We start from the raw sequence: 25,125 nt of genomic DNA on the forward strand, positions 1-25,125 counted from the left end.
TGCAAATGTTAAACCTAGCAAACCTCAAAACACCCGGCGTTTATATCGACGAGGTGCCCAAATTTCCGCCCTCCGTGGCGCAGGTCGAAACGGCCATTCCCGCATTTATCGGGTACACGCGTTTAACCACTCTCAACGGTGAATCGCTGATCAACAAGCCCGTGCGCATCACTTCCCTCGTGGAATACGAAGCTATTTTCGGCGCCCGGCTCGAAACGTTCACCGCCGCCGTGAACACCGTTACCGGCGTGAACGTGGTGGCTACGCCGCCCGCCGCGCCCACGGCTTTGTACAGGATGTATTATGCCCTGCAGATGTATTTCTCCAACGGCGGTGGCCCCTGCTACATCGTTTCCATCGGAGCTGACACTACCAATCCCACCACGTTGCTGAACCATACCGCCGGGCTGGCCGCCATCGGCAAGGAAGACGAGCCCACGCTGCTCGTATTCCCCGACGCGCTTTCGCTTGCCCGCGGCGATTTTTATAATCTTTACAGTCTTGCCCTCGCGCAATGCGCCGATCTCAAAGACCGCTTCGCCATCATCGACGTTTTCAACGGTCACCTCGACTACACCATTCCCGCCGGCGACAACGTGATAGACGACAATACCAACGGTTTCCGGACGCTCATCGGCAACAGCAACCTGCCTTACGGCGCGGCCTATTACCCGCAGCTGGAAACTTCATTGTCCTTTAACTACAATGAAGAAGCCGTAGCCATCACCGGTACGCTCAACGGCGCGCCCGTTGTGGCCAACTCCGTGCTGCGTTTATTCGAACCGGCGGATGCGGCGGCCGAAGCGCGTTCGTTGTATCATGTTTCCAACAAACTGTATCACGAAATAAAAAACGCCATCACGGCAATGCCGCTGGTGCTTCCGCCGAGCTCCGCCATCGCGGGCGTTTACGCGACGGTAGACAGTACGCGCGGCGTGTGGAAAGCGCCCGCCAACGTAAGCCTGCGTTTTGTGCGCCGCCCGATGGTGGCGGTAGACGACGCTTCGCAGGAGAACCTGAACGTGCACACCACCGGCAAATCCGTGAACGCGATACGCACCTTTAGCGGGAAAGGCATACTGGTATGGGGCGCGCGCACGCTGGCCGGCAACGATAACGAATGGCGTTATGTGAGCGTTCGCCGTTTCTTCAACATGGTGGAAGAATCCACCAAAAAAGCGACCGAGCCTTTTGTGTTCGAGCCGAACGACGCCAATACCTGGATCAAGGTGCGCGCGATGATCGAGAATTTCCTCATCCTGCAATGGCGCGCGGGCGCATTGGCCGGCGCAAAACCGGAGCACGCCTTTTATGTGAGCGTGGGGCTTGGCCAAACCATGACCGCGCTGGACATACTCGAAGGAAGGATGATCGTGGAGATCGGCATGGCGGTTGTTCGCCCGGCTGAGTTCATCGTACTCCGCTTCAGTCATAAAATGCAGGAATCTTAATCATCAATAATCTGAACGATCATGGATTATAAAACCCCGGGCGTATTCGTAGAGGAGCTGCAGCTCATTCCGCCGTCTGTAGCCTCCGTTGCCACGGCCATCCCTGCCTTTATCGGCCACACCGCCGTAACGGCCGATCCCAAAGGCGCCACGCTGGTGAATGTGCCCATCCGCATCACTTCCATGCTGGAATACACCACCGTTTTCGGCGGCGGTTATTCGCCCGCTTCGTATTCCATCAGAACGGACGCGCAATTCAACATCACCAGGGTTACGCCGGTGAACGGCAGGAGATACCACCTCTTCGACGCCATGCAACATTATTTCGATAATGGCGGCGGCCCCTGTTACATCGTGACCGTAGGCGACTATGCGGCGGACATCATCCTGGGAACTGCTACCACCGGTCTTTTGGGCGGGCTCAGGGCGCTGGAGAAAGTAGACGAGCCTACGCTGCTCGTTGCTCCGGACAGCGTGTCCCTTCACCTGCCGGACGGCGGCGCCGATTATACCAACGGCGGCAACTTCCACCAGGCGGTGATCGAACAATGCGCGCGTTTGCAGGACCGCTTCGGCATACTCGATATGCTGGGCGGCGGCCTTCCGCTGAACCATGCCGACGATCCGATCACCCGGTTCAGAACGGGCGTGGGCAACCAGGAATTAAAATATGCGGCGGGTTATTATCCCTGGCTGCAGACCTCTTACCTGAAAGACGTCAGTTTTTCGCAGCTCAATATCGTAGACAATGCGGACGTTGCCGTGCCGGACGCCACCATCGATACCATGACCGGCAACCCCGTGCTGGATGCGCTGGTGACCGATCTGCGCGCACGTTTGCTGGAAGAGAACCGGGTATTCGGAAAGATCGCGGCGCCGGTGCTGAACCGGGGAAATTACAACCCGATGTCTGCCCACCTCACGCGATTGCGTGCGGACGTAGCCGCCGCGGGCACTCCCGCACAGGCGCGCACTGCTTTTTCCGCCCTCATGACATTTGTGCGCAGCCTCGCGCTTTCCCTCCGCGACCTGGAAGACGATGCCGGCAATTCCCCCGCCATGGTGCATGTGATCGAAGGGCTGAAAGCCAGTACGGCGTTGCGTACGCAGATCATCAACCTGGTCGCTTTTGAAAAGAACCAGCATGTGCGTGCGTCTATCGCCGCCGCCCGCAGCGAAGCGAACGTGGATACGGATTATACGCCGTTCGATCTGCAGGACTGGGTGGCCGGCGCGGCCATCAACACGATCGGCGCGAACGCCACCAACTTCGACGGCGGCACCGTGCCGGCCACGGCCATCAACGCCGCCAATGCGGCCATGCTGCAAACCGCTTTCGAAGCGATCTCCGGCGCGTACGTCGCCATACTGCAGGACGCGATCTTCAGAACGGACCAGGCGCAGCAGCTGCTGTTCCTCAAACACCCGTTCTTCAAAGCCGTATACGAACGCGTACGCGCGGAAATGAGCCTGCTGCCGCCTTCCGGAGCCGTGGCCGGCATTTACGCCGCAACAGACCGTACGCGCGGCGTGTGGAAAGCGCCCGCCAACGTAAGCCTCCGCTCCGTGATAACGCCCGCCTACAAACTGACGGACCAGGAACAAAGTTCGCTCAACGTGCATGAAACAGGCAAATCCATCAACGCCATCCGCGCGTTCACCGGCAAAGGCATTTTAGTGTGGGGCGCGCGCACGCTGGCTGGCAACGACAACGAATGGCGCTACATCAACGTAAGGCGTTTCTTCAATTACGTGGAAGAATCCACCAAAAAAGCGTCTGAGCCGTTCGTGTTCGAAGGCAACGACGCCAATACCTGGGTTCGCATCCGCGCGATGATAGAAAATTTCCTGACGCTGCAATGGCGGCAGGGAGCGCTGGCCGGGGCTACCACCAAACAGGCTTTTTATGTGAAAGTGGGGCTGAACGAAACGATGACCGCATTGGATATTCTCGAAGGAAGACTGATCGTCGAAATAGGCATGGCGGCCGTTCGCCCTGCCGAATTCATCGTGCTGCGTTTCAGCCACAAAATGCAGGAATCCTGATCACCATTGATAATTAACATCCAAAAACCATAAGTTATGGCGAATTATCCGCTTCCCAAATTCCACTTCCAGGTTGAATGGGGTGGTGCAAGCATCGGGTTCACAGAAGTGTCCGGGCTTGACGTACAGACCGATCCCATCGAATACCGCGACGGCGCTAACCCCGAATATGTGAAGACCAAAATGCCCGGCATGCAGAAGTTCAGCAACATCACCATGAAACGCGGCACCTTCAAAGGCGACAACGAATTTTACACCTGGTGGAATACCGTGGCCCTCAATACCATCGAACGCCGCAACGTGACCATCAGCCTGCTTAACGAAAACCACGAGCCGGTGGTGGTATGGAAAGTCAAGAACGCCTGGCCTATCAAGGTGCAAAGCACCGATCTGAAGGCGGACGGCAACGAAGTGGCGATCGAGTCGATCGAGCTGGTACATGAAGGTCTTGTGATCCAAAACGAATAACGGTTATGTCTGCATTCGACACCCCGCAGGTCGGGTTCCATTTCCTGGTGCTGTTCGAAATACTGCCCCAGTTTCCCAACGATGTGCGTTTCCAGGAGGTATCCGGGCTGAGCGTGGACATCGAGATGGAAACGAAGCCCGAAGGCGGCGAGCACCGTTTCGTGCACAACCTGCCCGTGCGCACCAAATACAGCGACGTAACGCTGAAGCGCGGGAAATTCCTGGGCTCCGGCATCCTGCACTGGGCGCGGCAGGCGATAGACGAATTTAAGTTCAAACCGAGCAACGTCATGATCTCCCTCATGAATGCCGATCATGTGCCTTTATATAACTGGTACCTGGTCAACGCCATTCCCAAAAAACTGGAGATCAGCGGCATCAACGCCGGCAGCAATGAGATCGTGGTGGAAACGCTGGTATTGTCTTACCAGTACTTCAAATACTACGACCCCGTAAGCGTGGCGCTCGACCTGGCCGCGGGGCTTACTGCTTCGGCAGACATTGGTATCAGCATCTAAAAAACGCAACACATGCCCATCGAAATTCGTGAACTGGTGATCCGCGCACGCGTGGAAGAAAAAACGCCGCAAACCGCATCTGGCGGCAGCGGCGGCTCCGCGTCCCCTTCACGGGGAATGAACGCCGCCGACATGCAGCGGATCGTGGCCATGTGCGCGGAAGAAGTGATCAAAGCGCTCAAACAACAAAAAGAACGATAAACAATGTTTGATTCCTTATTTGGCACCGGCAAACTGGAGAAGATGATCATCGTCGCCTTCCAGCCCGTTCAGAACGCGGGCGATACGCCTGTGCTGAGCAACGCCGATGAGGACAAGTACAGCGTGCAGGTAAACCCGGACAATTACACCATTAATTACCAGGTGAACTACGACCACTCGCCCGCGCCCGGCGACGCGGGCAGCGAAGCGAAATATGTAAGCACCTCGCCCCCCGCGCTGGAATTTACTTTCCTGTTTGACGGCACCGGCGTGATACCCCCGCCTGCCGGCCCTCTGGACAACGTGCCCATCGCGGGCGCCGTGGCAGGGCTGTTCAGCGGCGACGAACCGTACGACGTGAGCAAGGAGCTGTACAAGTTCGCACATGTTGTTTACACGTACGACGGCACTGGCCATTCGCCGCGCAGGGTACAGCTTACCTGGGGCAAACTGGTGTTCGAAGGCGTGCTTAGCAGCCTGAGCCTCAACTATAAACTGTTCGGGCCAGACGGTTCGCCGCTGCGGGTGGAAGCCCGCGTTACCTTCGACGGCTCTATTGCAGACAGGCTGCGCGAGCTGGAACAAAACAACTCTTCGCCAGACCTTACGCATGTGCGGAAAGTGGTGGCGGGAGACAATATCCTGCTGATGAGCCACGGCATTTACGGCACGCCCAATTATTATATCGAAGTGGCGAAAGTGAACAAGTTGTACAATTTCAGGCAACTGCGGGAAGGACGGGAAATTTTCTTCCCCCCCGCTAAAAAAACCAAAACATGAGCAGCGCCGGATTATTACCGATAGAACAGGATACCAGCCTGGTGACCTTCACGGTGAACGTGAACGGGCAGCCTATTCCCGGCGATATTCCCGTGCATGCCATTTCCATTTACAACGAGGCCAACCGCATTCCTTCCGCGCGCCTGGTGATCACAGACGGCAGCGCCGCGCTCGGCGACTGGCCCGTCAGCAACCAGGGGTTTTTCCTTCCCGGCAACGAGATCGAAATACTGGCGGGGTATCATAGCGTGGAAGAAGTGATCTTCAAAGGCATCGTTACCCGCCATTCCCTGCGCGTGCGCCAGCAGCGGTCTGAGCTGATAGTGGAATGTAAAGACAAAGCGGTGATGCTCACCATCGGCCGCAACAGCGCGGTGTACGAAGAAATGAAAGACAGCGGCATCGCTTCAGCCATTCTCGATAAAGAAGGGCTCACCGGCGACGTGGAAGACACGCCCGTAACGCACGCCGAAATGGTGCAGTACGACTGCACGGACTGGGACTTCCTCATCAGCCGCATCGAATCTGTGGGCTTTATTACCATCGCCCATGAAGGAAAGATCGATGTCAAAAAACCCGTGGTAGACGCCGCAGGCCTGGCCACGCTACGTTACGGCACGAACCTCATCGAGTTCGACGCGGAGATAGACGGCAACCACCAATACGGCAGCGTAAAAGCGCAGGCCTGGGACCCCGCGGGGCAGGCCCTGCTGGAAGCGGAAAGCAACGATCCCGGATGGGTCACGCCCGGCGATCTCGATCCCGCTGAATTCGGCATCCCGCTGTTTACCGTGCGGCAAACCGGCAGGATGAGCGAAGAAGAAGTGCAGCACTGGGCCGACGCGCGCGCCTTGCGCAGCCGCATGGCATTCATGTGCGGAAGAGCGCGGGTGCAGGGTTTCGCGAAAGCGCTGCCCAACATTACCGTGACGCTCGAAGGCCTGGGCACGCGTTTTAACGGCATGGGCTGGGTGAGCGGCGTGCGCCACGAGATCAGCTACGGCAACTGGCTGTGCGATCTTCAACTGGGCATGACGCCCGAACTGCACGCCGAAAAGTTCGACCTGCAGGCGAAGCCCGCGGGCGCATTATTGCCCGGCATCAACGGTTTGCACATCGGCGTGGTTACCGCGCTGGAAGGCGATCCCGACGGCGAAGGGCGCATCCGCGTAAAAGTGGCTTCCGTAGACATGGAAGGCGAAGGCATCTGGGCGCGCATTTCCACGCTCGATGCAGGCAGCTCGCGCGGCAGTTTTTTCCTGCCCGAGGTAAACGATGAAGTGATCGTAGGTTTCCTCGACGACGACCCGCGTTACCCCGTAGTGCTCGGATCGCTCAACAGCAGCGCAAAAGCCGCGCCCCTCACGGCGGCGGACGATAACCACGAAAAAGGTTTCATCACCCGCAGCGGTATGCGCATCCTTTTCAACGACGACAAAAAAATACTCACGATAGATACGCCCGGCGGCAACATGGTGGTGATGGACGAAGACGCGAAGGAGATCAAACTGGAAGATCTGAACGGCAACAAGATCGTTTTGTCCGCAGACGGCATTACGGTCGAAAGCGCGAAAGACCTGGTAATGAAAGCCGGCGGCAGCGTGAAGCTCGAAAGCTCCACCGGGTTTGAAGTAAAAGCCGGCACACAGTTCAAAGCCGAAGGCTCGGCCGGCATGGAGATCAGCTCGAGCGCCATTACGGTGATCAAAGGTTCGCTGGTACAAATAAACTAACCGAATATGTCTTTAGCAGCAAGAGTAGGCGATATGCACGTTTGCCCGATGGTGACGGGAACGGTGCCCCACGTGGGCGGCCCGGCCCTTCCGCCCGGCGGCGCAACGGTGCTGATCGGCGGCGCGCCCGCTCTCCGCGTGGGCGATATGTGCACCTGCACCGGCCCGCCGGACATAGTGATCAAAGGCTCCGCGACGGTCTTGATCGGAGGGATGCCGGCGGCCAGGATGGGCGACAGCACCGCGCACGGCGGTTCCATCATATTAGGCTGCCCCACCGTGCTGATCGGCGGATAACGAACCGACGATGTGACGAAGCCCTTGCCATGTGCCCCGAAACCTGAAAGAAGAAAAACAGAAGAACCGATTTGTGAGCCCCGGAACGTGACCCTGAAAAAATAAAATTGTTTTGCGATGCCCCAGGAAAATGCTTTTCTCGGAAGAGGATGGAGCTTCCCGCCCGTCTTTTCCAAACTGGACAAAGAAGTGAAAATGCTCGAAGCGGAAGAAGACATCCGCAGCAGCATCTCCCTGATCCTCTCCACGGAACTGGGCGAACGCGTTATGCAGCCCGGCTTCGGCTGGAAGCGCGACCGCTGGCTGTTCGAATCGCTCGGCACCACCACCGCCACCGCCATCCAGCATGAGATCAGGACCGCATTGCTGCTGTACGAGCCGCGCATCGACCTCAACGAAGTGAAGCTGCTGCCCGAAGACCGCGAGAACGGAAAAGTGAGCATTCATGTGGATTATACCGTTCGAAGCACCAACAGCCGCAGCAACCTGGTATTTCCTTTCTATTTAACCGAGAAGTAACATGAGCCTTGCCAGTAAAAATATTCTCCAGTACCTGCTGTCTACCGACGGCGTGAACCAGAACGCGCGCGTGCAGCCCGCGCTGGACCCCGCCACCGTGAAGATAGACGGGCGCAATACGAGTGAACTGGTACGCTTTGTTCACCAGATGGCGGCGCAGGTTAATTATTACGACGAAAACAAAATGCCGCAGGGCGACTGGCAGGCTTTTTTCGATCTCGTAAAAAACATGGGAGAGAACGAGCTGCAAACCTTTCTCGCCGCCACCCGCGACCTCAGCCCGCACCTCGCTTTGCTGATGGCTTATCTCCGAGTGTATGCCATTGCGCGGGACGATATGAACCTGCTCACCAAAAAACGCCTCGATTATTATTACGAAGAAGTATTGCAGCTCAAAAGGAATACCGCAACGCCAGACCAGGTGCATGTGCTGTTTGAGCTTGCCAAAAACGCCGCGCCGCTGCCCATAGAATCAGGCACGCTGTTCGATGGCGGGAAAACCGCTACGGGACTGCCTTTGCATTATTCTCTCAACAACGACCTGGTGATCACTCAGGCGCAGGTGGGCATGCTGCGCAGCAGTTTTACCGAATATTCCCCCAACAACAAAGGCATCGTTTTCGCCGCGGCGGACGCAACGAAAGTATTGAACACTACCGCCACGGCATTCAGGCCCTTCGGCGCGCGGCAGCTCTCTTCCCCGGTGGAATCGAGGCGGATGCAAACCGCTTCTCTCGGCTGGGCCGTTGCTTCACCCAACTTATTCCTCGCCGAAGGACTGCGGGAAATTTCCATGAAGCTGCGCCTGAAATCCCTGGCGGGATTTAAACACCCGCTGCAGATCTTTTCCCCTTTCTTCGAAATACAACTGACCACCGAAAAAGAATGGCTCAAAACCGGGATGGTAACAAAAGTGGAACTGAAACCAGACCTCCCGGTGCCCAGCCAGTCAGACATATTGCAAAACGATTTTACGCTGGAAGTGACCTGCACGCTCAACGAATCGCTGCCCGCGGTAACGGCTTACAACGAAGCGGTGCACGCGGGATCGTTCATCACCGCATGGCCCGTGATGAAAGTGCTGCTGCTGCCGGACAGTTACCTGATGGAAACCTTCAGGAATTTTACGGTGGAAAACGTTTCGCTCGGCGTAAACGTAAGAGGAGTAAAAAACCTGGTGCTGCAAAACGACCAGGCCCTGCAGCCGTCGGACAAACCGGTGATTCCCTTTACGGCGCAGCCGCTGATCGGTTCCAATTTTTACATCGGCAATTACGAGATCTTCAGCAAAACGTTGAAGTCGCTCAACATACGGCTGGAATGGCAGGATGCGCCGGCCGACTTCGGTTCGCATTACGCCAATTACGGCAGCGAGGAAGTACCCAGCGCCAGCAGTTTTCACGTAGCGGTGGACCTGCTCAGCAACCGCAACTGGAACACGCGGCTGCTGCATACTTTCCCGATTTTCGACGCTGCCAGTACCGCGAACCCGAAAGACCTCACGATCAATGAATTTACGTTCTCGCTCAGGACCGCCGCCGCGCCTTTCGTGCGCGACCCGGCGCTGCAGCTGGGCGCAGGTTTTACCAATACGGTGAACCAGGGTTTCCTGCGCGTGGTGCTTACCGGCCCCACCAAAGCAGAACTTGGCAACACCGCGTCTGAAGCGCCTTTTGAAGCCTTCGGCCACAAAGCGTTTTCGGCGGCTTACACCAAACAGGTGATCGCATTGAGCAAACATACGGGCAGCAGCCTCACTGCGCCGAAACTGCCCAAGCCGCCGTATACGCCTACGCTGAAGTCCGTAAACATGAGCTACTCCGCGCTGGACGTTTTCCGCCCGGACGCGCCCAACGGCATCGACCAGTTCTTTTTGCAGGACGTGTTCGGTCCCGCCGAATCGCAGAAAAGCGACGTTGCCCCGCTGATGCCCGTGCAATCGGGAGACGGCGCGCTGTACATCGGGCTGGAGAACGCCAATGCACCGCAATCCGTGTCGTTATTGTTCCAGGTGGAAGAAGGCAGTGTGGACAGCGATGCGCTGCTCAACAGCAACGATCTTCACTGGAGCTACCTGGCCGGTCACCGCTGGCAACCCGTGGCGGTGGCGGATATTCTCGAAGAAAGCACCGCCGGTTTCCAGAAGCCGGGCATCATCCGGCTCAACATGGGCGGCGATGCATCCGTTCAGCACAGCCTGATGCCCGCGGGCATGCGCTGGTTGCGCGTGCATGTGACCGACAATCCCGGCGGCGCGGCGGCCATCGGTAAAATAATGACCCAGGCCGGCACGGCCACGCTGGTGCTGCCCGGGACCGGCGCGGAAGGATATGAAGCACATCTCGCATCGCCGCTGGCGCCGAATGTTGTCAGCAAACTGGTGCGCAAGGTGCCCGCTTTGAAAAAAGTATTGCAGCCTTATCCGTCTTTCGGGGGGCAGCACCCCGAGGCGGACACCGCATTTTACCGCCGCGTGAGCGAAAGGCTGCGGCATAAGAACCGCGCGTCTTCCGGGTGGGACTACGAAAAATTATTGCTCGAATATTTCCCGGAGATATTCAAAGTGAAATGCCTGCCGCATACGGATACCGAAGACTGGTTCAGGCCCGGCAACGTGCGCCTGGTAGTGGTGCCGGACTGGCGGAAACGCCCTACCGGCGATCCGCTCCAGCCGAAGGTCAATCTGCAGCGCCTGCGCGAGATCGGTACGTACATGAACGAAACTTTCACTTCCCCCTTCGTAAAACTGCACGTTACCAATCCCGTATACGAAACGTTGCTGGTGGATTGTAAAGTGAGTTTCCACCCAGAGTTCGATCCGGGTTATTACGCCGTTGTGCTCGAAGAAGAGATCAAAAAATTTCTCAGCCCCTGGGCGTACCGCGAAGGGCAGGACATTATGTTCGGCGGCAAACTGCACGCTTCCGAAATTCTTGCATTCATCGAAGGGCGAGGGTATGTGGACTTCATCGTCGATTTCGAATTGTACCACCGGCATAACAGCAACATCGGCGGCGGCATCGGCGAAATGCAGATCGGAACAGATTTTATCATCGGTTTTTCGCTGGAGCCATCCGTGTCCGACACGGCGACCGGTCTTGGCGGAAAGGCCATCGGCGTGGATTTCGTGATCGGCGAGCCGGTGGATGTGGCGGCGGCTACCAGGCCAGATACTATCCTGGTGTCCAACACGGAGCATCGTATCGAAGCGTTGCAGGCGGGCGCGTCTGTTTGCCAGGGCACCCAGATCGGCATCGGGCAAATGATCATAGGACTTGATTTCATCATTATTTCATAATTGTTTAAAAACTTTCATCATGGCCGAACGTAGCAAAACCCATTTAAAACAGGAGTTCAGAGATGGAGAACGCCCAACCGGAGCAGATTTTGGAGACCTCATAGATTCCTTCATCAACAAACTTGATGATGCGGTAACCGTTGACCCGGTGAACAGAAACCTCAATATTCCCGCAGGCCTCAACCTGGCGGACGCCACAGTGGGCAAACCCGGCACCTTGCGTTTCAACGGCGGCAATGTGCAGTTCTTCAACGGCGCAGTTTGGGGAAATGTGGGCGGAAACAGCGGTCCTTTCCTGCCTGTATCCGGCGGCCCGCACTTCGCTTACGCGGGCGGCAACATCGGCATCGGCAATTTCCCGGCGCCGCCGCTGAACCGGCTGGACATCAATCTCGGCAGCAACGAACTGGCCGGCGAGCGCGTACGCTTCGGTTCCGCGGCAATCGCCAACGGGCAGGGCGGCTCCGTGAATATGGCGCAGTTTTCCCACATCAATATGGCGCAGGGCAACAACACCTTCGCGCTGCGGCAGGGCCCCGGCGGAGATGTGAACATCAACGCACCGACCGGCCAGCCCATCGCTTTCACGCACAACCGCCTTACTGCCCGCATGTTCATCAATACAGACGGCATCGTGATCATAGGCAACAGCCAGGCTACCATCGCGGATAATACGCATACGCTGCAGGTACACGGCCATGCCGCAAAAAACGTGGGCGGCGGCACCTGGTTCGCCGTGTCTGACGAACGCGCCAAACAGAACGTGCGCGATTTCGAGGACGGGCTGGAAAAACTCATGAAAGTGCGGACCGTACGTTTCAACTATAACGGGAAATACAATACCAATCCCGAATTGGAAGAATTTGGCGTGATAGGGCAGGAGATCCGCGAGATATTCCCCTACATGACGGCCACCGGCGCTATTTCGGACGACGGTTCCAAAAAAGAGGAAGCCCCGGTGATGTTCAACAGCAGCCCGCTCATCTTCGTAATGGTGAACGCTATACAGGAGCTGACGCAGCGCGTGCAAAACCTTGAAGGCCGGCTGAAAAAGCTGGAAGGAAAAAAATAGACCATGGACGAAGCAACCCACATCTTTGCCGGGCCGCCGGAGATGAAGAGCCAGGATTTCGCCTTTCTCCGCGAAGAAGGCATGCAGTTCCTGCGCAATGTGGCAGCCCTCAGCTGGACGGACCACAACCTGCACGACCCCGGCATTACGCTCCTGGAAGCGTGCTGTTACGCCATTACCGAAATGGGCCTGCGCAGCGGTATGCCTATGCGCGACCTGCTTGCCAGCGATGCGAACGGCCGCCCGCAGGACTTCGTGACCGCAGCCAGCATCCTGCCGGTGGCGCCTGTCACGCAAAAAGATATACGAAAGATCCTGATCGACCACCCGATGGTGCAAAACGCCTGGGTATTCCCGCTGGAATCCGAGCCAGCCGGCAAGATCAAAGTATTGCTGGAGTTTGCGGAAAAACAGCTCAACAATAACAACTTCGCCGTTACCGTACTGCCCCCGATGCTCGGCTTCAACGTGGAAGCGGATATCGCGCTGCCGTTCTGGGACGAGGAAGACGCCCGCCCCTTCGCCGAGAACGTTACGCTGCAGAACGTGACCTTCCAGGCATTCGCTCCCGGCGTGTTCTGGACGCCTATCGAAGGCACCACTTCCTTTTTCGCGCGCATCACCGTGCAATACCAGCCGCCCGTGGGGCCAGTGGCCAACCGCGACCTTTCCGTGGTGGCGCAGATCAATACCGCGCTGCCGGACCCGCTCACGCAGAACCCGCTCGTGCTCGACGAATTGATGACCCTCATCGGTACGCTGGGCGACAATTCGCCGGCAGACCAAACGCTGCTGAAAGAATACAACCGATGGGTGACGCGCGCCAACACCGCCGTCCGTACCATCCAGCGGCATATGACCGCGTATCGCAACCTCTGCGAAGACTTTTCCGCGTTCAAAGCCGTGCGCCTGCAGGAAGTGGCCGTTACTGCCAATATCGACGTGAACGCCGGCGTGCTGCTCGAAGACCTGCTCGCCGATATTTTCCTCAGCATCGACCGATACATCACGCCCGTAAACCTGTTCCGCAGTCTTACCGATCTGCAGCCTGAACTGGGAGCAGATGAGATCTTCGAAGGCCCGCAGATGGCTTCAGGCTTTTTGCCGGACGATGCGCTTACCGCTACCAACCTGCCCGAGCACGTATTCACTTCAGACATCCTGCGCCTCATTCTCCAGCACCGCGACCAGCGCATCACGGACGTGGAGCAGCGCGAAGACGTGACCAGCCGCCGCATCAGCGCCGTGCGCAATCTCAGCCTCGCCCTGTTTATGGACAACCGCGTGATCACCACCAATGCGCGCGATGCGCTTTGCCTCATCAACAGCCAGCAGCATGTGCCGCATCTCAGTCCTACCAAATCGAAGATCGTTTTTTACCGGAACGGGCTCATGGTGCCTTACGATCTCGGCCTTGCCATCACACTGTTCGAAGAACGCAAGCTGGAACAGCTCAACCAGCCCGTGACCGGCCCGGACGATATTGCACTGCCCACCGGGGACAACTATCCCGTATCATCTTATTATCCCATCCAGGAAGACCTGCCGGTGGTGTACGGCGTCGGCTCCGCCGGCCTGCCCGATTCCGCCACGCTTGCGCGGCGCGCGCAGGCTTTGCAGCTGCAGGGGTATCTTTTCTTTTTTGAACAGCTCACGGCGGGGCTGGCCAGTCAGCTCGGCAACCTGAACGCATTTTTTTCCGCCGCGCCGGATGAGGAAAGGACCATTTTCCAGCAGCCGCTGTACAACCTGCCGCAGGCGGCGCAATTGCTGCGCGCGTATAATCCGGCTACCAGTTTCGACACATTTAAAAACGACGAGAACAATAACTACCGTACTGCGCTGCGGCAGGCATCCGAAAACAAAGACCAGTTCCTCGCGCGGCGCAACCGCGTGCTGAACCATTTGCTGGCGATGTTCGGCGAAGACATGTACGATACCATTTCGCTGGCGTACCACGAAGCGTCGATAGTGCCCAATGCCGCATCGTTATTGCTGCCGCAGCTGTTGCAAATACAGCAGGCGCAGCGCGACCAGGCTTCGCAGCAGCTGATCCGCGAGAAGTCCGCTTTTTTCCGCGACCTGCCTTCGCTCAGCAGGCACAGGGCGCAATCGTTCGGCAATCCCGTGTGGAATGCCGCGCATCTTTTGCAGGTATTCCCGTTGCAGGGCGCATTCGGCTGGCATTTGCGGGACGCTTCCGGCGGGCCGGTGCTGCGCCATGCAATGCCGGTTTCTTCTGAGGCCGTTGCGAGGATGAATGCCGCCACCACTATGGCGCTTGCTAAATTCAGCGCCAATTTCAGCACGGTACCGGAGCCCGACGGTGTGAACCTGCGCGTGCAGCTCAAGCCGCATCCAGATGAAGACGCAGTGGCAGTAACGCTTGCCGTGTTTGCGAATCCCGCTGCCGCCGCCACGGCCATCACCGGCATTGTGGACACGATGTTGCAGCATTGGAGAACGTATTCCTACACCCCGCTCGAGCGCCGCCTGCAGCATTTGCTGGAAGTAGCGGTGAAAGAACGCAGGCCTTTGCTGACCGACCCGGGCGTTTACTTTGAAATTTACGACGAACCGCCGCCGATCCAGAAGATGTTCCGGTTGTGGTCGCTGCCGGGATTTACCGGCGCGGAACTGCTGCGCAGCACGAACGGCTACGTTGCCGCTACGGACCCGCTGGCCGTTGCAGCCGCCGAAGCGGCCATTCAAACCACCATCAGCCGCGGTTTGCATTACGATAATTTTACGATCACGCAGTCCGGCCCGAACTTTTTCGGGGTGGAGCTGCGCCTGCAAGACGGTACGCCGATCGCTGAAGCGCCGGCGGTATTTGCAAGCCAGGCACAGGCTAAAGCCGCGGTGATGCAGATCTGGCTGCACCTGCACCGTTTTATGAGCGCGGAAGGTTTTTATATGACGGAGCACCTGTTGCTTGCGCCGAAAGATCCGCCGGTAACGGAGTTGCAGATCAGGGAAGTGAAAGACCCGTATTCTTTCCAGGTCACTTTTATATTTCCTTCGGGATATGCGCAAAATTTCAGCGGAGGGCCGCAGGAGCTTTCCCGCCCGGAAAAATACCGCGACCCGGAGTTCCGCAAACATGCGGAGCAGCAGGTGCGTAAAAGCTGTCCTTCCCACATTTTGCCGCGTGTGTTGTGGGTAGACCGTGAGCTGCCCGGCGCACCGCCCGATTCCCCCAGCTTTGAGAATTTCGAAACCAGGTACCGGCTCTGGCAGGAAGCGTGGATCACGGACGAAACGAATGAAACGGCGATCAGGCCGTTGCGTAATTCGCTGGTAACGATGCTCAATCTTATTTACGAAGATTTTGAAAACGAATAAACATATCATCCAGAAACAGGTGTTCGAAATGCGGGGCTACAGCAAACGTCCCGGTTTTGAATGGGAGCAGTCTGTGGCGGACCATTACAGGTCGGTGATCGCGCCGGGCATTGAAGAATGTTTCGACGCATTGCCTGTTACGGACGAGCACCTGGTGATCGATTCGATCGACATCGACCTGGGCGTGTTTACGCATGAAAGTTTTGTGAACGAAGGGCGGGAACGGCTGGTGAGCTTGCTGGGCGAACATCTGCTGGAATGCCGCAGGAAGGCGGTTGCGGAGAAGGAAAAGCAGTTGCGCGAAATGGAAGAAAATCCAAAAGAAAATGTCTTTCAAAAAACAGCACCCGAAACATTGCCCGGCGAACAGGTGCTGGAATTGGAAATGGCGGAGGGAGAGGCGTTGTTGTATTTTCTGAAGGAAGGCAACTTGCCCTGGTGGTTTACCGCGCCGGAGAACCTTTTCACCCCTTCCGTTCTCTCCAATAAAAGTATTATTCCCCGTTTGCAGCAATTACTGCGTCGCGAAGAAGCCGCCATGATCCGTGCCAGCAGGCATTTTCCGGACGAAACGATGTTGGCGCTGCTGGAACATTTTGTGAAAGATTCCGCCATCGCAAAACGCGGGTGGGAAATATTTTCGAAAACCGCGCAACAATATCCGGCCGTCTTTCCCTTCTTCCGGCAGCGCTTCTGGACGATGTGGCTGCGCGCTAAAGAGGAAATTCCGCACCAGGAAGCGATCACGCATTTGTTCGCGCCATTCGATGAAAAATTTATCGCGGCGATGTACGAGGCGTGCCTTGAAGTACGTGAAGACGAACATTTTGAAATATACGCGGCTTTACTGGAGCCGGCCCTAACCGGAGAAAAAAAACTGCCGGAGAAAGGAAATGCCGATGAAGCTTCTGCTGATGGCGACCGGGAAAAGATCAAACGAAACCCCGGGGAGGAAACACCTGCATCCGTGATTTCCCCTGCGGAAAAAGAAATTGAAGCGAGGGGGAAACCCGCGCTGGATGAAGCCATTTACGTGGAAGCGGCGGGCCTCGTGCTGCTGCATCCTTTCTTCACCGAGCTTTTCAGCAGCACGGGCCTCTGGCAAGAAAACCGCTGGTGTTCGCGGGCGGCGCCGTTCAAAGCCGTACAGCTCCTGTCGTTCCTGACCTATGGCGAAGGTGAAATGCCCGAATACCGGCTCGCCTTCCATAAACTACTCACCGGCATGGACGCCGCCACGCCATTGCCCACCGAAGCGCCGCTGCAGCCTGAAGAAACCGCCACCTGCACCGAACTGCTCGAAGCCGTGCTCCGGCATTGGCCGGCGCTCAGAAACACGGGTGTGGACGGTTTGCGCGAAGGTTTCCTGCTTCGCAACGGCAAAGTGGAACAAACGCCGGACGGCCTGAAGATGGATGTGGAGCGGCTTGCGCAGGATGTGCTGCTGGCGCGCCTGCCCTGGGGCTTTTCCACCGTGAAATTGCCGTGGCTGGAGCCGCTGCTGACGGTGAACTGGATATAGAACTAAAACAAAAAACCAAATATCATGAAGCCAAAAGTGAAAAACTTACTTCAGATGTTCAGGCAGCTATTCCTGTACATCCTTGTTATGTGCCTCCCCATGCTGGCGAAAAGCCAGGAAGTGATCACAGTGAACGTTGCCAATGCAGACCATACCTACAACCTGCCCATCAACGTTGCGATCAATCCCCAGCTGACCATCGGGCCGAGCGGCACCGGTGGAATGGTGTTGTGGGAATTTGCCGCGGCTTTCCCCGGCGGAGCTGCGCCGCTGGGCGGCGGAGACGGGTTCGTCAAAGACGGCGTCCAGGTGCAGCTGCCTGCCGCCGAAAACGTGCCCATCAGCGATGTGGAAAAAGTGATCATTTCCGGCACGCCCACGCAACCGGGTTCCTGGTCGTTTTCGCTGCGCGTTACAGACCAGGCCACATCCACCAGCGGTACGCGCACATTTGAAGTGGAAGTAACCCAGTCGCTGGACCTCGTGATCGTGCTGGACCGTTCGGGCAGCATGCTGTCGCCCACATCCGCCAATCCCGGCGCGCCGAGCCGCTGGAACGCGCTGAAAGAAGCCGTGGGTGGTTTTGCCAATTTGTACCAGCAGGTGACAGTAAACAGGAATGCGAGCAACCGCCTTGGCATCACCTATTTCGCCACTACGCCCGCGCCCGCTTCCGTTTGCTGCAATACCCTGAAACTCGTGGACGCCACACTGGCGACCTCAGTAGGGACAGATATAGACAACGTGGCCGTAACGCCCGTGCCTGCCGGTATGACCGCCCTGGGCGCCGGCATAAAATCCGCTACCACCGTGCTTTCCGACGCAACGAAGGCGCGCAGCATACTCGTGTTTACCGACGGCGAACAGAACCAGAACCCCAGGGTGAACGACGCAGGCACCGGGTATAACGACGGCACCACCATTCCCGGCGGGCCGGCTGCCGGCGGCATTAAAATATCCACCATCGGCATCGGCAGCCCCAGTGCGCCTTTCCATACCGTTTTGCTGGGCCTGGCCACATCCAACCGCGGCAGTTACAACACCACGCTGGACGGTACCAATTTCGAATTCCAGGGCGGGCTTGCCAGCGGCGATCTTTCCATGGGGTTTATGGTGCAGTTCGTGGACATGCTTTCGCAATTCAGCCCGCAGATCGTGACCACCGCGTTTAAAGCGCTGCCGTCCTCCGGAGCGGTGCCGGTGGAGACTTTCCCGCTGAATAAAAAAGTAGACAAGCTCCTGCTCGAGTTCAGGGTAGGCCGCAAGCTGGAAATACCGCAGCTGCTGCAGGTCTACAGGGGCATCCGTATCGAAAAGGACGGCGCAGATGTAAAAAGATACGCCCAGCCCACTTGGGTGGGCAATTACACCAACACGCTGCTGCTCACCATCGATTTTAAGAGAAGTCCTGAAGGAGCGCCGCTGCTGAACCCCGCGGGCACCTGGAGCGTGCAGGCCGCCGATTCCGGCATGAACCTGAGATCGGTGAACCTCAACGTGCTGGCGGACGACCACCGCATGCACATGAAACGTACGCTGGGAAATCTGAAACCCAAAGTGAACGACAAACTGCCCATCACCTTCACGCTCGATAAACTGCAGCTGCCCGTAACAGATGCGGATGTGAAATGCGTGGTGCTGCGCCCCGGCGAAGATCTAGGCGACGTACTGGCCCGCAGCGATAAAAACATCAAGCCCGACGGCGCCGATTCCGCATCCTCCGGCGTGCAGAAATATAACAAGCTGTGGGAAACGGATTCTGCTTTCCGCGCACTCTTCAAACCATCCGAAAACATCGTGCAGCTGACGCATACGGTCGGCGGTAAATACGAAGGCACTTTCGACGGGCTGAGCGTAGCCGGCGTGTACAAGCTCGTTTACCTCGTAAAAGTGAAGAACGATACCATCGGCGAGTTCCAGCGTACTTTCTCCGAAAGCGTGTATGTTACCTTCTCCGGCGTAGACCTTTCCAAATCGGATGTGAGCACTACTATCCAGAACGGCCAGCTGGTGATGACCTTCAGGCCGATGACCAGCTACGGGAAATACATCGGTCCCGCTATGGGCCCGGGTTTCGCCGTTTCCAACAACGACATTAAAATAGCCGGCGTGGAGGATCACCAGGACGGCCGGTATACCATCACCTTCACCGGTGCGATAGACCAGCCTACGAAACTCACCATTGTTGGCCAGGAAATATATTCAGGCAAACTGGAGAATGCAGGCAAGAGCGGCTCATTCATCGACCAGATCAAAAAATGGCTGGAATCCATCGGTCTTCCCGCCTGGACGATCTGGATCATCCTGCTGCTGATCATTCTCCTGCTGTGGCTGATGTTCAGGAAAAAGAAACCGTAAGGCATTTTTAATTTTTGTCATGAACAGGGAAATTACCGCCCCGCCCAAAGGACGTTCTCCCGTTTCGGGAGGGCCTCCTTTCTTCCAGCCCAAGCTCACCATAAACGAGCCGGGCGATATGCATGAAAAAGAAGCGGACGCGATGGCCGACCAGGTGATGCGCATGCCTGACCCACAGCCTTCTTTTTTCGGCAACGCATCGCCAGGCATACAACGCAAATGCGCGGCGTGCGAACAGGAAGAAAAAGAACAGGCGCACCGTAAACCGCTGACGGACAGTATTTCGCCGGTGCAGCGCCATGGCGCCGCACCGGCGCCTGCTGTTGGCGCGCGCACGGAAAGCGCCATCAACAGCAGCCGTGGCGGCGGGCATGCATTGCCGGCCGAAACGCGCGGCTTCATGGAACCCCGCTTCGGGCGCGATTTCGGGGATGTGCGTATTCATGCGGACGATCGTGCCGCGCAGCTCAGCAGCACGCTCAGCGCCCGCGCATTCACAACGGGCAACGACATCTTTTTCAACAAAGGGCAATTCGCGCCCGGTTCAACTTCCGGCCGGCAATTGCTGGCGCATGAGCTGACGCATGTGGTGCAGCAGAACGGTTCGCTTTCCCGGAAGGTGATCCAGCGGTACCCATGGCCTTACCGCATGCGGATGCGCCGCGAAGTGAACGAATCGCAAACGGAAACGATCTCCAACGCGCCGGCGGCCTTCTCCGCCTGGAACGGCACGTTCACCTGGGACGCACGTTTCACCATCGACCTCGACGCACTGATGGGCCGCGTTTCGCTCATCATGCGGCTCAGCTCTACGGCGCCGCGCGCGGTGAGAAGAGCCTGGGAAAGAGCGATAGAACGGAAATGGAGCAACCGCATGTTCCTGCGAATTACGCCGCCGGGCGTGCCGCAAGGCCCGTGCAAACTGCCCATCGTCGTAAATCTTCAATGGGTGAGCGACCCGGCGAGAGCGCATTACGCCATCAACCCGCAGGCGCCCGGAACCGTTTCCCCCGGCGGAATTGCCGGCCTCGGCGGTACCACCAGCATGACGGACTGGGGAACGGGAGATACCGTAGACGTAACGCACGAATTCGGTCATATGATCGGCAACGCGGAAGAATATTTCACTACCAACGGTACGAACTTCGCCACAGGCGGCCGTACCGGCTTCCGCGATCCCGGCGGCGGCGTGATGAACAATCCAGCCGAACGCGCGCACAGGCGGCACTTCAACCTGTTCCGCGAACAGGTGGCCGCCATGCTCGGGCTCAGCACCTCACGCGTGCGCGTGATCTACGACAACGATGCAATACCCAATTGCCAGGCAGACATCGGCGATTTTCCCGTTCCCGAAAGAGAACCGGGCGATTTCCCCGTGATGCCGGGCACAGATACAGGCGAACGCAATGCTTAAACCATCCAACATTACACCCCCGCGCGTCACGTCTAACGGCGTGCACGGTCCTTACCTCGTAGCGGCCCTCGAATACCTGCGCGTTTTTGCGCATGCGCGGCTGGCGGCGCATTTTAAAGGCGAAACGATGACGGTGCCCGAAATGCCGCAGCCGCCCGCGACAGACGAAACTTCTTTTTCAAAATTCATCCGCCATTCGCAAACGGCTCCCGAAGAACTGGTGCTGCTCATGAGCGCCCTCGCGCCGTTTGTGCTGAGCGGTTTTTTTGACCAGCTGATCCAGCAGTTTTTGCCGCAGGGCGGCGAATTCCCGGAATTTGGCGGCGTAAAAGGCACGAGCCACCGCGGCACGCTGGCTACCGGCGAAACCGTGATGTTCCTGCTTGCGGGAACAGACGCGGCGTTGCGGCTCAGAACGTTGCCACTGTTTTCGGAAGAGAGTTATTTTTTCCGGTACAAGATGCTCAGCATCGATACCGTGCGCCCCGGCGAACCGCCGCTGAGCGGTCGGCTGGTGCTCGATCCCGAATATTCCGAAGTATTCACCACCGGCAGGATCGGCCTGCCCCGCCTCAGCATGCATTTTCCCGCGGAGCACATCACGACCATGATGGAATGGGACGACCTCGTGCTGCCCGACGGCGTGTGGAAACAGATCCGCGAGCTGGAAAGCTGGATCAAACATCACGATACGCTGATGCACGACTGGGGCATGAAACGCAAGCTGAAGCCCGGTTACCGCGTACTGTTCTACGGCCCGCCCGGTACGGGGAAAACGCTCACCGCCACGCTACTGGGGAAATACACCGGCAGGGAAGTGTTCCGCATCGACCTGTCGATGGTCATTTCCAAATACATCGGCGAAACGGAAAAAAACCTGGCTTCGCTGTTCGACAAAGCGGAGCACAAAAACTGGATATTATTTTTCGACGAGGCGGACGCGATTTTCGGGAAACGCACCGGCGTACGCGACGCGCACGACAAATACGCCAACCAGGAAGTATCGTACCTGCTGCAGCGCATCGAGATGCATTCTGGCTTAACGATTCTCGCGTCCAATTTTAAAAACAATATGGACGATGCGTTCATCCGCCGTTTCAGTTCCATCATTTATTTCCCGCCGCCCAGGCCGGAAGAAAGGCTGAAACTGCTGCTGAAAGCGTTTCCCGGGGAAGTGAAACTGAAAAAGGACGTAGACCTGCCCGCCATTGCGGAAGCGCATGAGCTGACGGGCTCGCACATCATGAACATGGTACAGTACGTTTGTTTGAACGCGCTGGAAAAGGGAGACCTCGCGCTTTCGCACCAGGACATACTTGCCGGCGTAAAACGCGAGCTGGAGAAGGAAGGAAAATGATTTACTCACATCAACATATACCGTTATGATCACACCCGCGATTAAAAATAAGATCATGGCCATTGTGAACGTATTCGAAACCGGCACGCCGGAAGGCAGGTACGATGCGATCGCCATTTTCCCCGACGGCAGGAACGGCAGCCGCCAGATCACTTATGGCCGCAGCCAGACCACTGAGCAGGGCAACCTGCGCAATTTGCTGGAACGTTACATTGCCATCGGCGGAAAATTCTCCGGCGAATTCAACGCCTTCCTGCCCAAAGTGGGCGCAGTGCCGTTGGTAGACAATAAAGATTTCAAAGACCTGCTGAAAAAAAGCGCGAAGGAAGACCCGCTCATGCGGCAGGCGCAGGATGAAACTTTCGAGATCCTGTATTTCCAGCCCGCGCTGCATTTCTTTACGGCGGAACAGTTTGCGCTGCCGCTGAGCCTGCTCGTGATCTACGACAGCTACATTCATTCCGGCTCCATTCCCGGTTTCCTGCGCGTTCGTTTCCCCGAGCGCACGCCGTTGCGCGGCGGCGACGAAAAAGCCTGGATCGCGGCGTATACCAAAGCGCGGCAGAACTGGCTCGCTACGCATAAAAAGAAAGTGCTTCATCCCACCGTGTACCGCACCAAAACGTTCATCGACCAGATGAGCAAAGGCAACTGGATGCTCGATCAGCCGGTGACCACCCAGGGCAAAACGATCGCGTAGTCTTTTGGAAACAGCTGCCAAAGCAGGTATTACCGGGCATGTGCAACCCGGCGCCGCGGCGTTGCGCCATCCGCCCGGTGCGGCCCGCCGGACCGTATATCCAATATCCGCCCCCGTGCTGAGCGAAATTTCCTATTTTCGCCCCTTAGACCAATGATCTGAATATGAGTAAATCAATCATCCCGGCGCTATTTTTCCTGCTGGGAGCTTCTTCGGCCATGGCACAGGCAGACCGCTGGCAGCAACGCGTAAAATACGACATGGACATCCGGATGGACGTCAAAAACCACCAGTTTACCGGCAAACAACAGCTGGAATACACCAACAATTCTCCCGATACCCTCTCCCGCGTGTTTTATCACCTGCAATGGAACGCCTTTCAGCCCAACAGCATGATGGACGTGCGCAGCCGGGAGCTTGGCAAGATCATTATCGGTAAAGATTCCAAAGGCGTGGACCGGCATGACTGGGACAGCCGCGTAACCGACCGCATTTCCAAACTGCAGCCCAACGAGATCGGTTACCAGAAAGTGCGCTCCCTCACCATGGACGGGCGGCAGCAGCAGTTCAGGACCGAAGAGACCATTCTCGTGGTAGACCTCGACAAACCCATCCTGCCTAAAACCACCGTTACCTTCAACATGGAATTCGACGCGCAGGTGCCCGTGCAGATCCGCCGCAGCGGCAGGAACAACAAGGAAGGAGTGGATTATTCCATGTCGCAGTGGTATCCCAAAATGGCCGAATACGATTACGAAGGCTGGCATCCCACGCCTTACATCGCGCGCGAGTTCTACGGTGTTTGGGGCGACTTCGACGTGAAGATCACCATCGATAAAAATTATGTGCTGGCCGCTACCGGTTACCTGCAAAACCCGCAGCAGATCGGTTATGGTTACGAAACAAAGAGCTCGAAAGTGACGCGCCCGGCGGGCAATACGCTCACCTGGCATTTTAATGCGCCGAACGTGCACGACTTCGTGTGGGCGGCCGATCCGGATTATAAACACATCACGCAGCCGGTAGATGGCTTCACCGCGCATTTTTTCTATATCGAGAACGATACCACGAAAAACACCTGGCCGCAGCTGGCGAAGATGATACCCGTTGCGTACGAGTATATCAAAAAACATTACGGCGCTTACCCGTACAAACAATATTCCTTTATCCAGGGCGGAGACGGGGGCATGGAATATCCCATGGCCACGCTCATCATGGGCAACGGCAAAATGGATGGCCTGTACGGCGTAGCTATCCACGAATGGATGCACAGCTGGTACCAGGGCATGCTCGGTACCAACGAAAGCCTGTACCCCTGGATGGACGAGGGTTTCACCACATTCGCAGAAGACAATACCATCGGCAACACCGTGGATTCGCTGGCGGGCAAATGGCCGCACGCGCCCAGTTACCGTAATTATTTCGCATTGGTGCGCAGCGGTTTTGAAGAACCGATCAGCACGCATGCGGACCATTTCAACACCAATTACGCTTACAGCATCAGTTCCTATTCAAAAGGCGCGATATTCCTCGAGCAGCTGGGTTACGTGATCGGCGCGGCTAACAGGGACGCGGGTTTGCTGCGGTATTACCAGGAATGGCGTTTCAAACATCCCAACGCCAACGATTTTATCAGGGTGATGGAAAAACAAAGCGGCATCCAGCTGGACTGGTACCTGGAATACATGCGCAACACCACCAAACACATCGATTACGCGCTGGACAGCATCAATGAAGTGAATGGCAAAACAGTCGTGACGCTGCGCAGGGTCGGGGAGTTTCCCATGCCGATAGATCTGCAGGTGGAGCTGAAAGACGGGCGGAAAGAATTGCATTACATCCCGCTCACCATCATGTTCGGCAACAAACCCGCCGAAAATGCGGATGAAAAACGCATCGTGCACGACGGCTGGCGCTGGACGCACCCCACTTACACCCTCACCATCGACACGCCGATCAGCCAGCTGAAAAGCATAGACATCGACCCGAGCATGCGCATGGCGGACGTGAACAGGAACAACAACAAGGCGGTGGACGAATGATCCG

The 25,125-nt window shown here is 57.1% G+C and carries 18 protein-coding genes; all 18 read left to right on the forward strand.

The window, feature by feature from the left end:
* Positions 1 to 5: 5 nt before the first annotated feature.
* The 18 genes from J7I43_RS00485 to J7I43_RS00570 all read left to right on the forward strand — a co-directional run bounded on the left by J7I43_RS00485 (position 6) and on the right by J7I43_RS00570 (position 25,121).
* Complete coding sequence (locus tag J7I43_RS00485) at positions 6 to 1,451, forward strand: phage tail sheath family protein (protein ID WP_209142137.1); 1,446 nt, start codon at positions 6 to 8, stop codon at positions 1,449 to 1,451.
* Between the two features lie 21 nt (positions 1,452 to 1,472).
* Positions 1,473 to 3,497, forward strand: coding sequence for a phage tail sheath C-terminal domain-containing protein (locus J7I43_RS00490; RefSeq protein WP_209142139.1), 2,025 nt, complete (start codon positions 1,473 to 1,475; stop codon positions 3,495 to 3,497).
* A gap of 36 nt (positions 3,498 to 3,533) precedes the next feature.
* On the forward strand, positions 3,534 to 3,965 hold the full coding sequence (locus J7I43_RS00495; RefSeq protein WP_209142141.1) for a phage tail protein: 432 nt from the start codon (positions 3,534 to 3,536) through the stop codon (positions 3,963 to 3,965).
* 5 nt (positions 3,966 to 3,970) lie between these two features.
* Positions 3,971 to 4,483, forward strand: a complete 513-nt coding sequence (locus tag J7I43_RS00500; protein WP_209142144.1) for a phage tail protein — start codon at positions 3,971 to 3,973, stop codon at positions 4,481 to 4,483.
* A gap of 12 nt (positions 4,484 to 4,495) precedes the next feature.
* A complete protein-coding gene (locus J7I43_RS00505; RefSeq protein WP_209142146.1) occupies positions 4,496 to 4,684 on the forward strand; it encodes a DUF5908 family protein in 189 nt (62 codons plus the stop codon).
* A 3-nt stretch (positions 4,685 to 4,687) separates the two neighbouring features.
* Positions 4,688 to 5,464 carry a CIS tube protein gene (locus J7I43_RS00510; RefSeq protein WP_209142148.1) on the forward strand — a complete coding sequence of 259 codons (777 nt, stop codon included), beginning with the start codon at positions 4,688 to 4,690 and terminating at the stop codon, positions 5,462 to 5,464.
* Positions 5,461 to 7,197, forward strand: a complete 1,737-nt coding sequence (gene vgrG, locus J7I43_RS00515) for a type VI secretion system tip protein VgrG (RefSeq protein WP_209142150.1) — start codon at positions 5,461 to 5,463, stop codon at positions 7,195 to 7,197. The genes J7I43_RS00510 and vgrG overlap by 4 nt, the downstream gene beginning before the upstream one ends.
* A gap of 6 nt (positions 7,198 to 7,203) precedes the next feature.
* Positions 7,204 to 7,494, forward strand: a complete 291-nt coding sequence (locus J7I43_RS00520) for a PAAR domain-containing protein (RefSeq protein WP_236023271.1) — start codon at positions 7,204 to 7,206, stop codon at positions 7,492 to 7,494.
* A gap of 117 nt (positions 7,495 to 7,611) precedes the next feature.
* Positions 7,612 to 8,013, forward strand: coding sequence for a GPW/gp25 family protein (locus J7I43_RS00525; RefSeq protein ID WP_209142152.1), 402 nt, complete (start codon positions 7,612 to 7,614; stop codon positions 8,011 to 8,013).
* A gap of 1 nt (position 8,014) precedes the next feature.
* Positions 8,015 to 11,311, forward strand: a complete 3,297-nt coding sequence (locus tag J7I43_RS00530; protein ID WP_209142154.1) for a baseplate J/gp47 family protein — start codon at positions 8,015 to 8,017, stop codon at positions 11,309 to 11,311.
* Positions 11,312 to 11,330: 19 nt separating this feature from the next.
* Positions 11,331 to 12,383, forward strand: a complete 1,053-nt coding sequence (locus tag J7I43_RS00535) for a tail fiber domain-containing protein (RefSeq protein WP_209142156.1) — start codon at positions 11,331 to 11,333, stop codon at positions 12,381 to 12,383.
* Positions 12,384 to 12,386: 3 nt separating this feature from the next.
* Positions 12,387 to 15,728 (forward strand): hypothetical protein, encoded by a 3,342-nt coding sequence (locus J7I43_RS00540; protein ID WP_209142158.1) that lies wholly within the window; start codon positions 12,387 to 12,389, stop codon positions 15,726 to 15,728.
* The gene (locus J7I43_RS00545) at positions 15,715 to 17,250 is read left to right on the forward strand and encodes a contractile injection system tape measure protein (RefSeq protein WP_209142160.1); all 1,536 of its coding nucleotides are present in this window, start codon (positions 15,715 to 15,717) and stop codon (positions 17,248 to 17,250) included. Before J7I43_RS00540 ends, J7I43_RS00545 begins: the two co-directional genes overlap by 14 nt.
* A 54-nt stretch (positions 17,251 to 17,304) precedes the next feature.
* On the forward strand, positions 17,305 to 19,608 hold the full coding sequence (locus J7I43_RS00550) for a vWA domain-containing protein (protein ID WP_209142162.1): 2,304 nt from the start codon (positions 17,305 to 17,307) through the stop codon (positions 19,606 to 19,608).
* Between the two features lie 19 nt (positions 19,609 to 19,627).
* Complete coding sequence (locus J7I43_RS00555) at positions 19,628 to 21,022, forward strand: eCIS core domain-containing protein (RefSeq protein ID WP_209142164.1); 1,395 nt, start codon at positions 19,628 to 19,630, stop codon at positions 21,020 to 21,022.
* Positions 21,015 to 22,379 carry an ATP-binding protein gene (locus J7I43_RS00560; protein WP_209142166.1) on the forward strand — a complete coding sequence of 455 codons (1,365 nt, stop codon included), beginning with the start codon at positions 21,015 to 21,017 and terminating at the stop codon, positions 22,377 to 22,379. The genes J7I43_RS00555 and J7I43_RS00560 overlap by 8 nt, the downstream gene beginning before the upstream one ends.
* 25 nt (positions 22,380 to 22,404) lie before the next feature.
* Positions 22,405 to 23,079: a chitosanase gene (locus J7I43_RS00565; protein WP_209142168.1), complete on the forward strand. Its 675-nt coding sequence runs from the start codon at positions 22,405 to 22,407 to the stop codon at positions 23,077 to 23,079.
* A 164-nt stretch (positions 23,080 to 23,243) separates the two neighbouring features.
* Positions 23,244 to 25,121: a M1 family metallopeptidase gene (locus J7I43_RS00570; protein ID WP_209142170.1), complete on the forward strand. Its 1,878-nt coding sequence runs from the start codon at positions 23,244 to 23,246 to the stop codon at positions 25,119 to 25,121.
* Positions 25,122 to 25,125 lie beyond the last annotated feature (4 nt).

Origin of the sequence: Chitinophaga chungangae (assembly GCF_017742215.1) — a bacterium.
Taxonomy (GTDB): domain Bacteria; phylum Bacteroidota; class Bacteroidia; order Chitinophagales; family Chitinophagaceae; genus Chitinophaga; species Chitinophaga chungangae.

Bases quoted from the DNA above. Each gene is read 5' to 3' on its own strand.
- J7I43_RS00485 (WP_209142137.1), top strand. From the start codon at position 6: ATGTTAAACCTAGCAAACCTCAAAACACCCGGCGTTTATATCGACGAG.
- J7I43_RS00490 (WP_209142139.1), top strand. From the start codon at position 1,473: ATGGATTATAAAACCCCGGGCGTATTCGTAGAGGAGCTGCAGCTCATT.
- J7I43_RS00495 (WP_209142141.1), top strand. From the start codon at position 3,534: ATGGCGAATTATCCGCTTCCCAAATTCCACTTCCAGGTTGAATGGGGT.
- J7I43_RS00500 (WP_209142144.1), top strand. From the start codon at position 3,971: ATGTCTGCATTCGACACCCCGCAGGTCGGGTTCCATTTCCTGGTGCTG.
- J7I43_RS00505 (WP_209142146.1), top strand. From the start codon at position 4,496: ATGCCCATCGAAATTCGTGAACTGGTGATCCGCGCACGCGTGGAAGAA.
- J7I43_RS00510 (WP_209142148.1), top strand. From the start codon at position 4,688: ATGTTTGATTCCTTATTTGGCACCGGCAAACTGGAGAAGATGATCATC.
- vgrG (WP_209142150.1), top strand. From the start codon at position 5,461: ATGAGCAGCGCCGGATTATTACCGATAGAACAGGATACCAGCCTGGTG.
- J7I43_RS00520 (WP_236023271.1), top strand. From the start codon at position 7,204: ATGTCTTTAGCAGCAAGAGTAGGCGATATGCACGTTTGCCCGATGGTG.
- J7I43_RS00525 (WP_209142152.1), top strand. From the start codon at position 7,612: ATGCCCCAGGAAAATGCTTTTCTCGGAAGAGGATGGAGCTTCCCGCCC.
- J7I43_RS00530 (WP_209142154.1), top strand. From the start codon at position 8,015: ATGAGCCTTGCCAGTAAAAATATTCTCCAGTACCTGCTGTCTACCGAC.
- J7I43_RS00535 (WP_209142156.1), top strand. From the start codon at position 11,331: ATGGCCGAACGTAGCAAAACCCATTTAAAACAGGAGTTCAGAGATGGA.
- J7I43_RS00540 (WP_209142158.1), top strand. From the start codon at position 12,387: ATGGACGAAGCAACCCACATCTTTGCCGGGCCGCCGGAGATGAAGAGC.
- J7I43_RS00550 (WP_209142162.1), top strand. From the start codon at position 17,305: ATGTTCAGGCAGCTATTCCTGTACATCCTTGTTATGTGCCTCCCCATG.
- J7I43_RS00555 (WP_209142164.1), top strand. From the start codon at position 19,628: ATGAACAGGGAAATTACCGCCCCGCCCAAAGGACGTTCTCCCGTTTCG.
- J7I43_RS00560 (WP_209142166.1), top strand. From the start codon at position 21,015: ATGCTTAAACCATCCAACATTACACCCCCGCGCGTCACGTCTAACGGC.
- J7I43_RS00565 (WP_209142168.1), top strand. From the start codon at position 22,405: ATGATCACACCCGCGATTAAAAATAAGATCATGGCCATTGTGAACGTA.
- J7I43_RS00570 (WP_209142170.1), top strand. From the start codon at position 23,244: ATGAGTAAATCAATCATCCCGGCGCTATTTTTCCTGCTGGGAGCTTCT.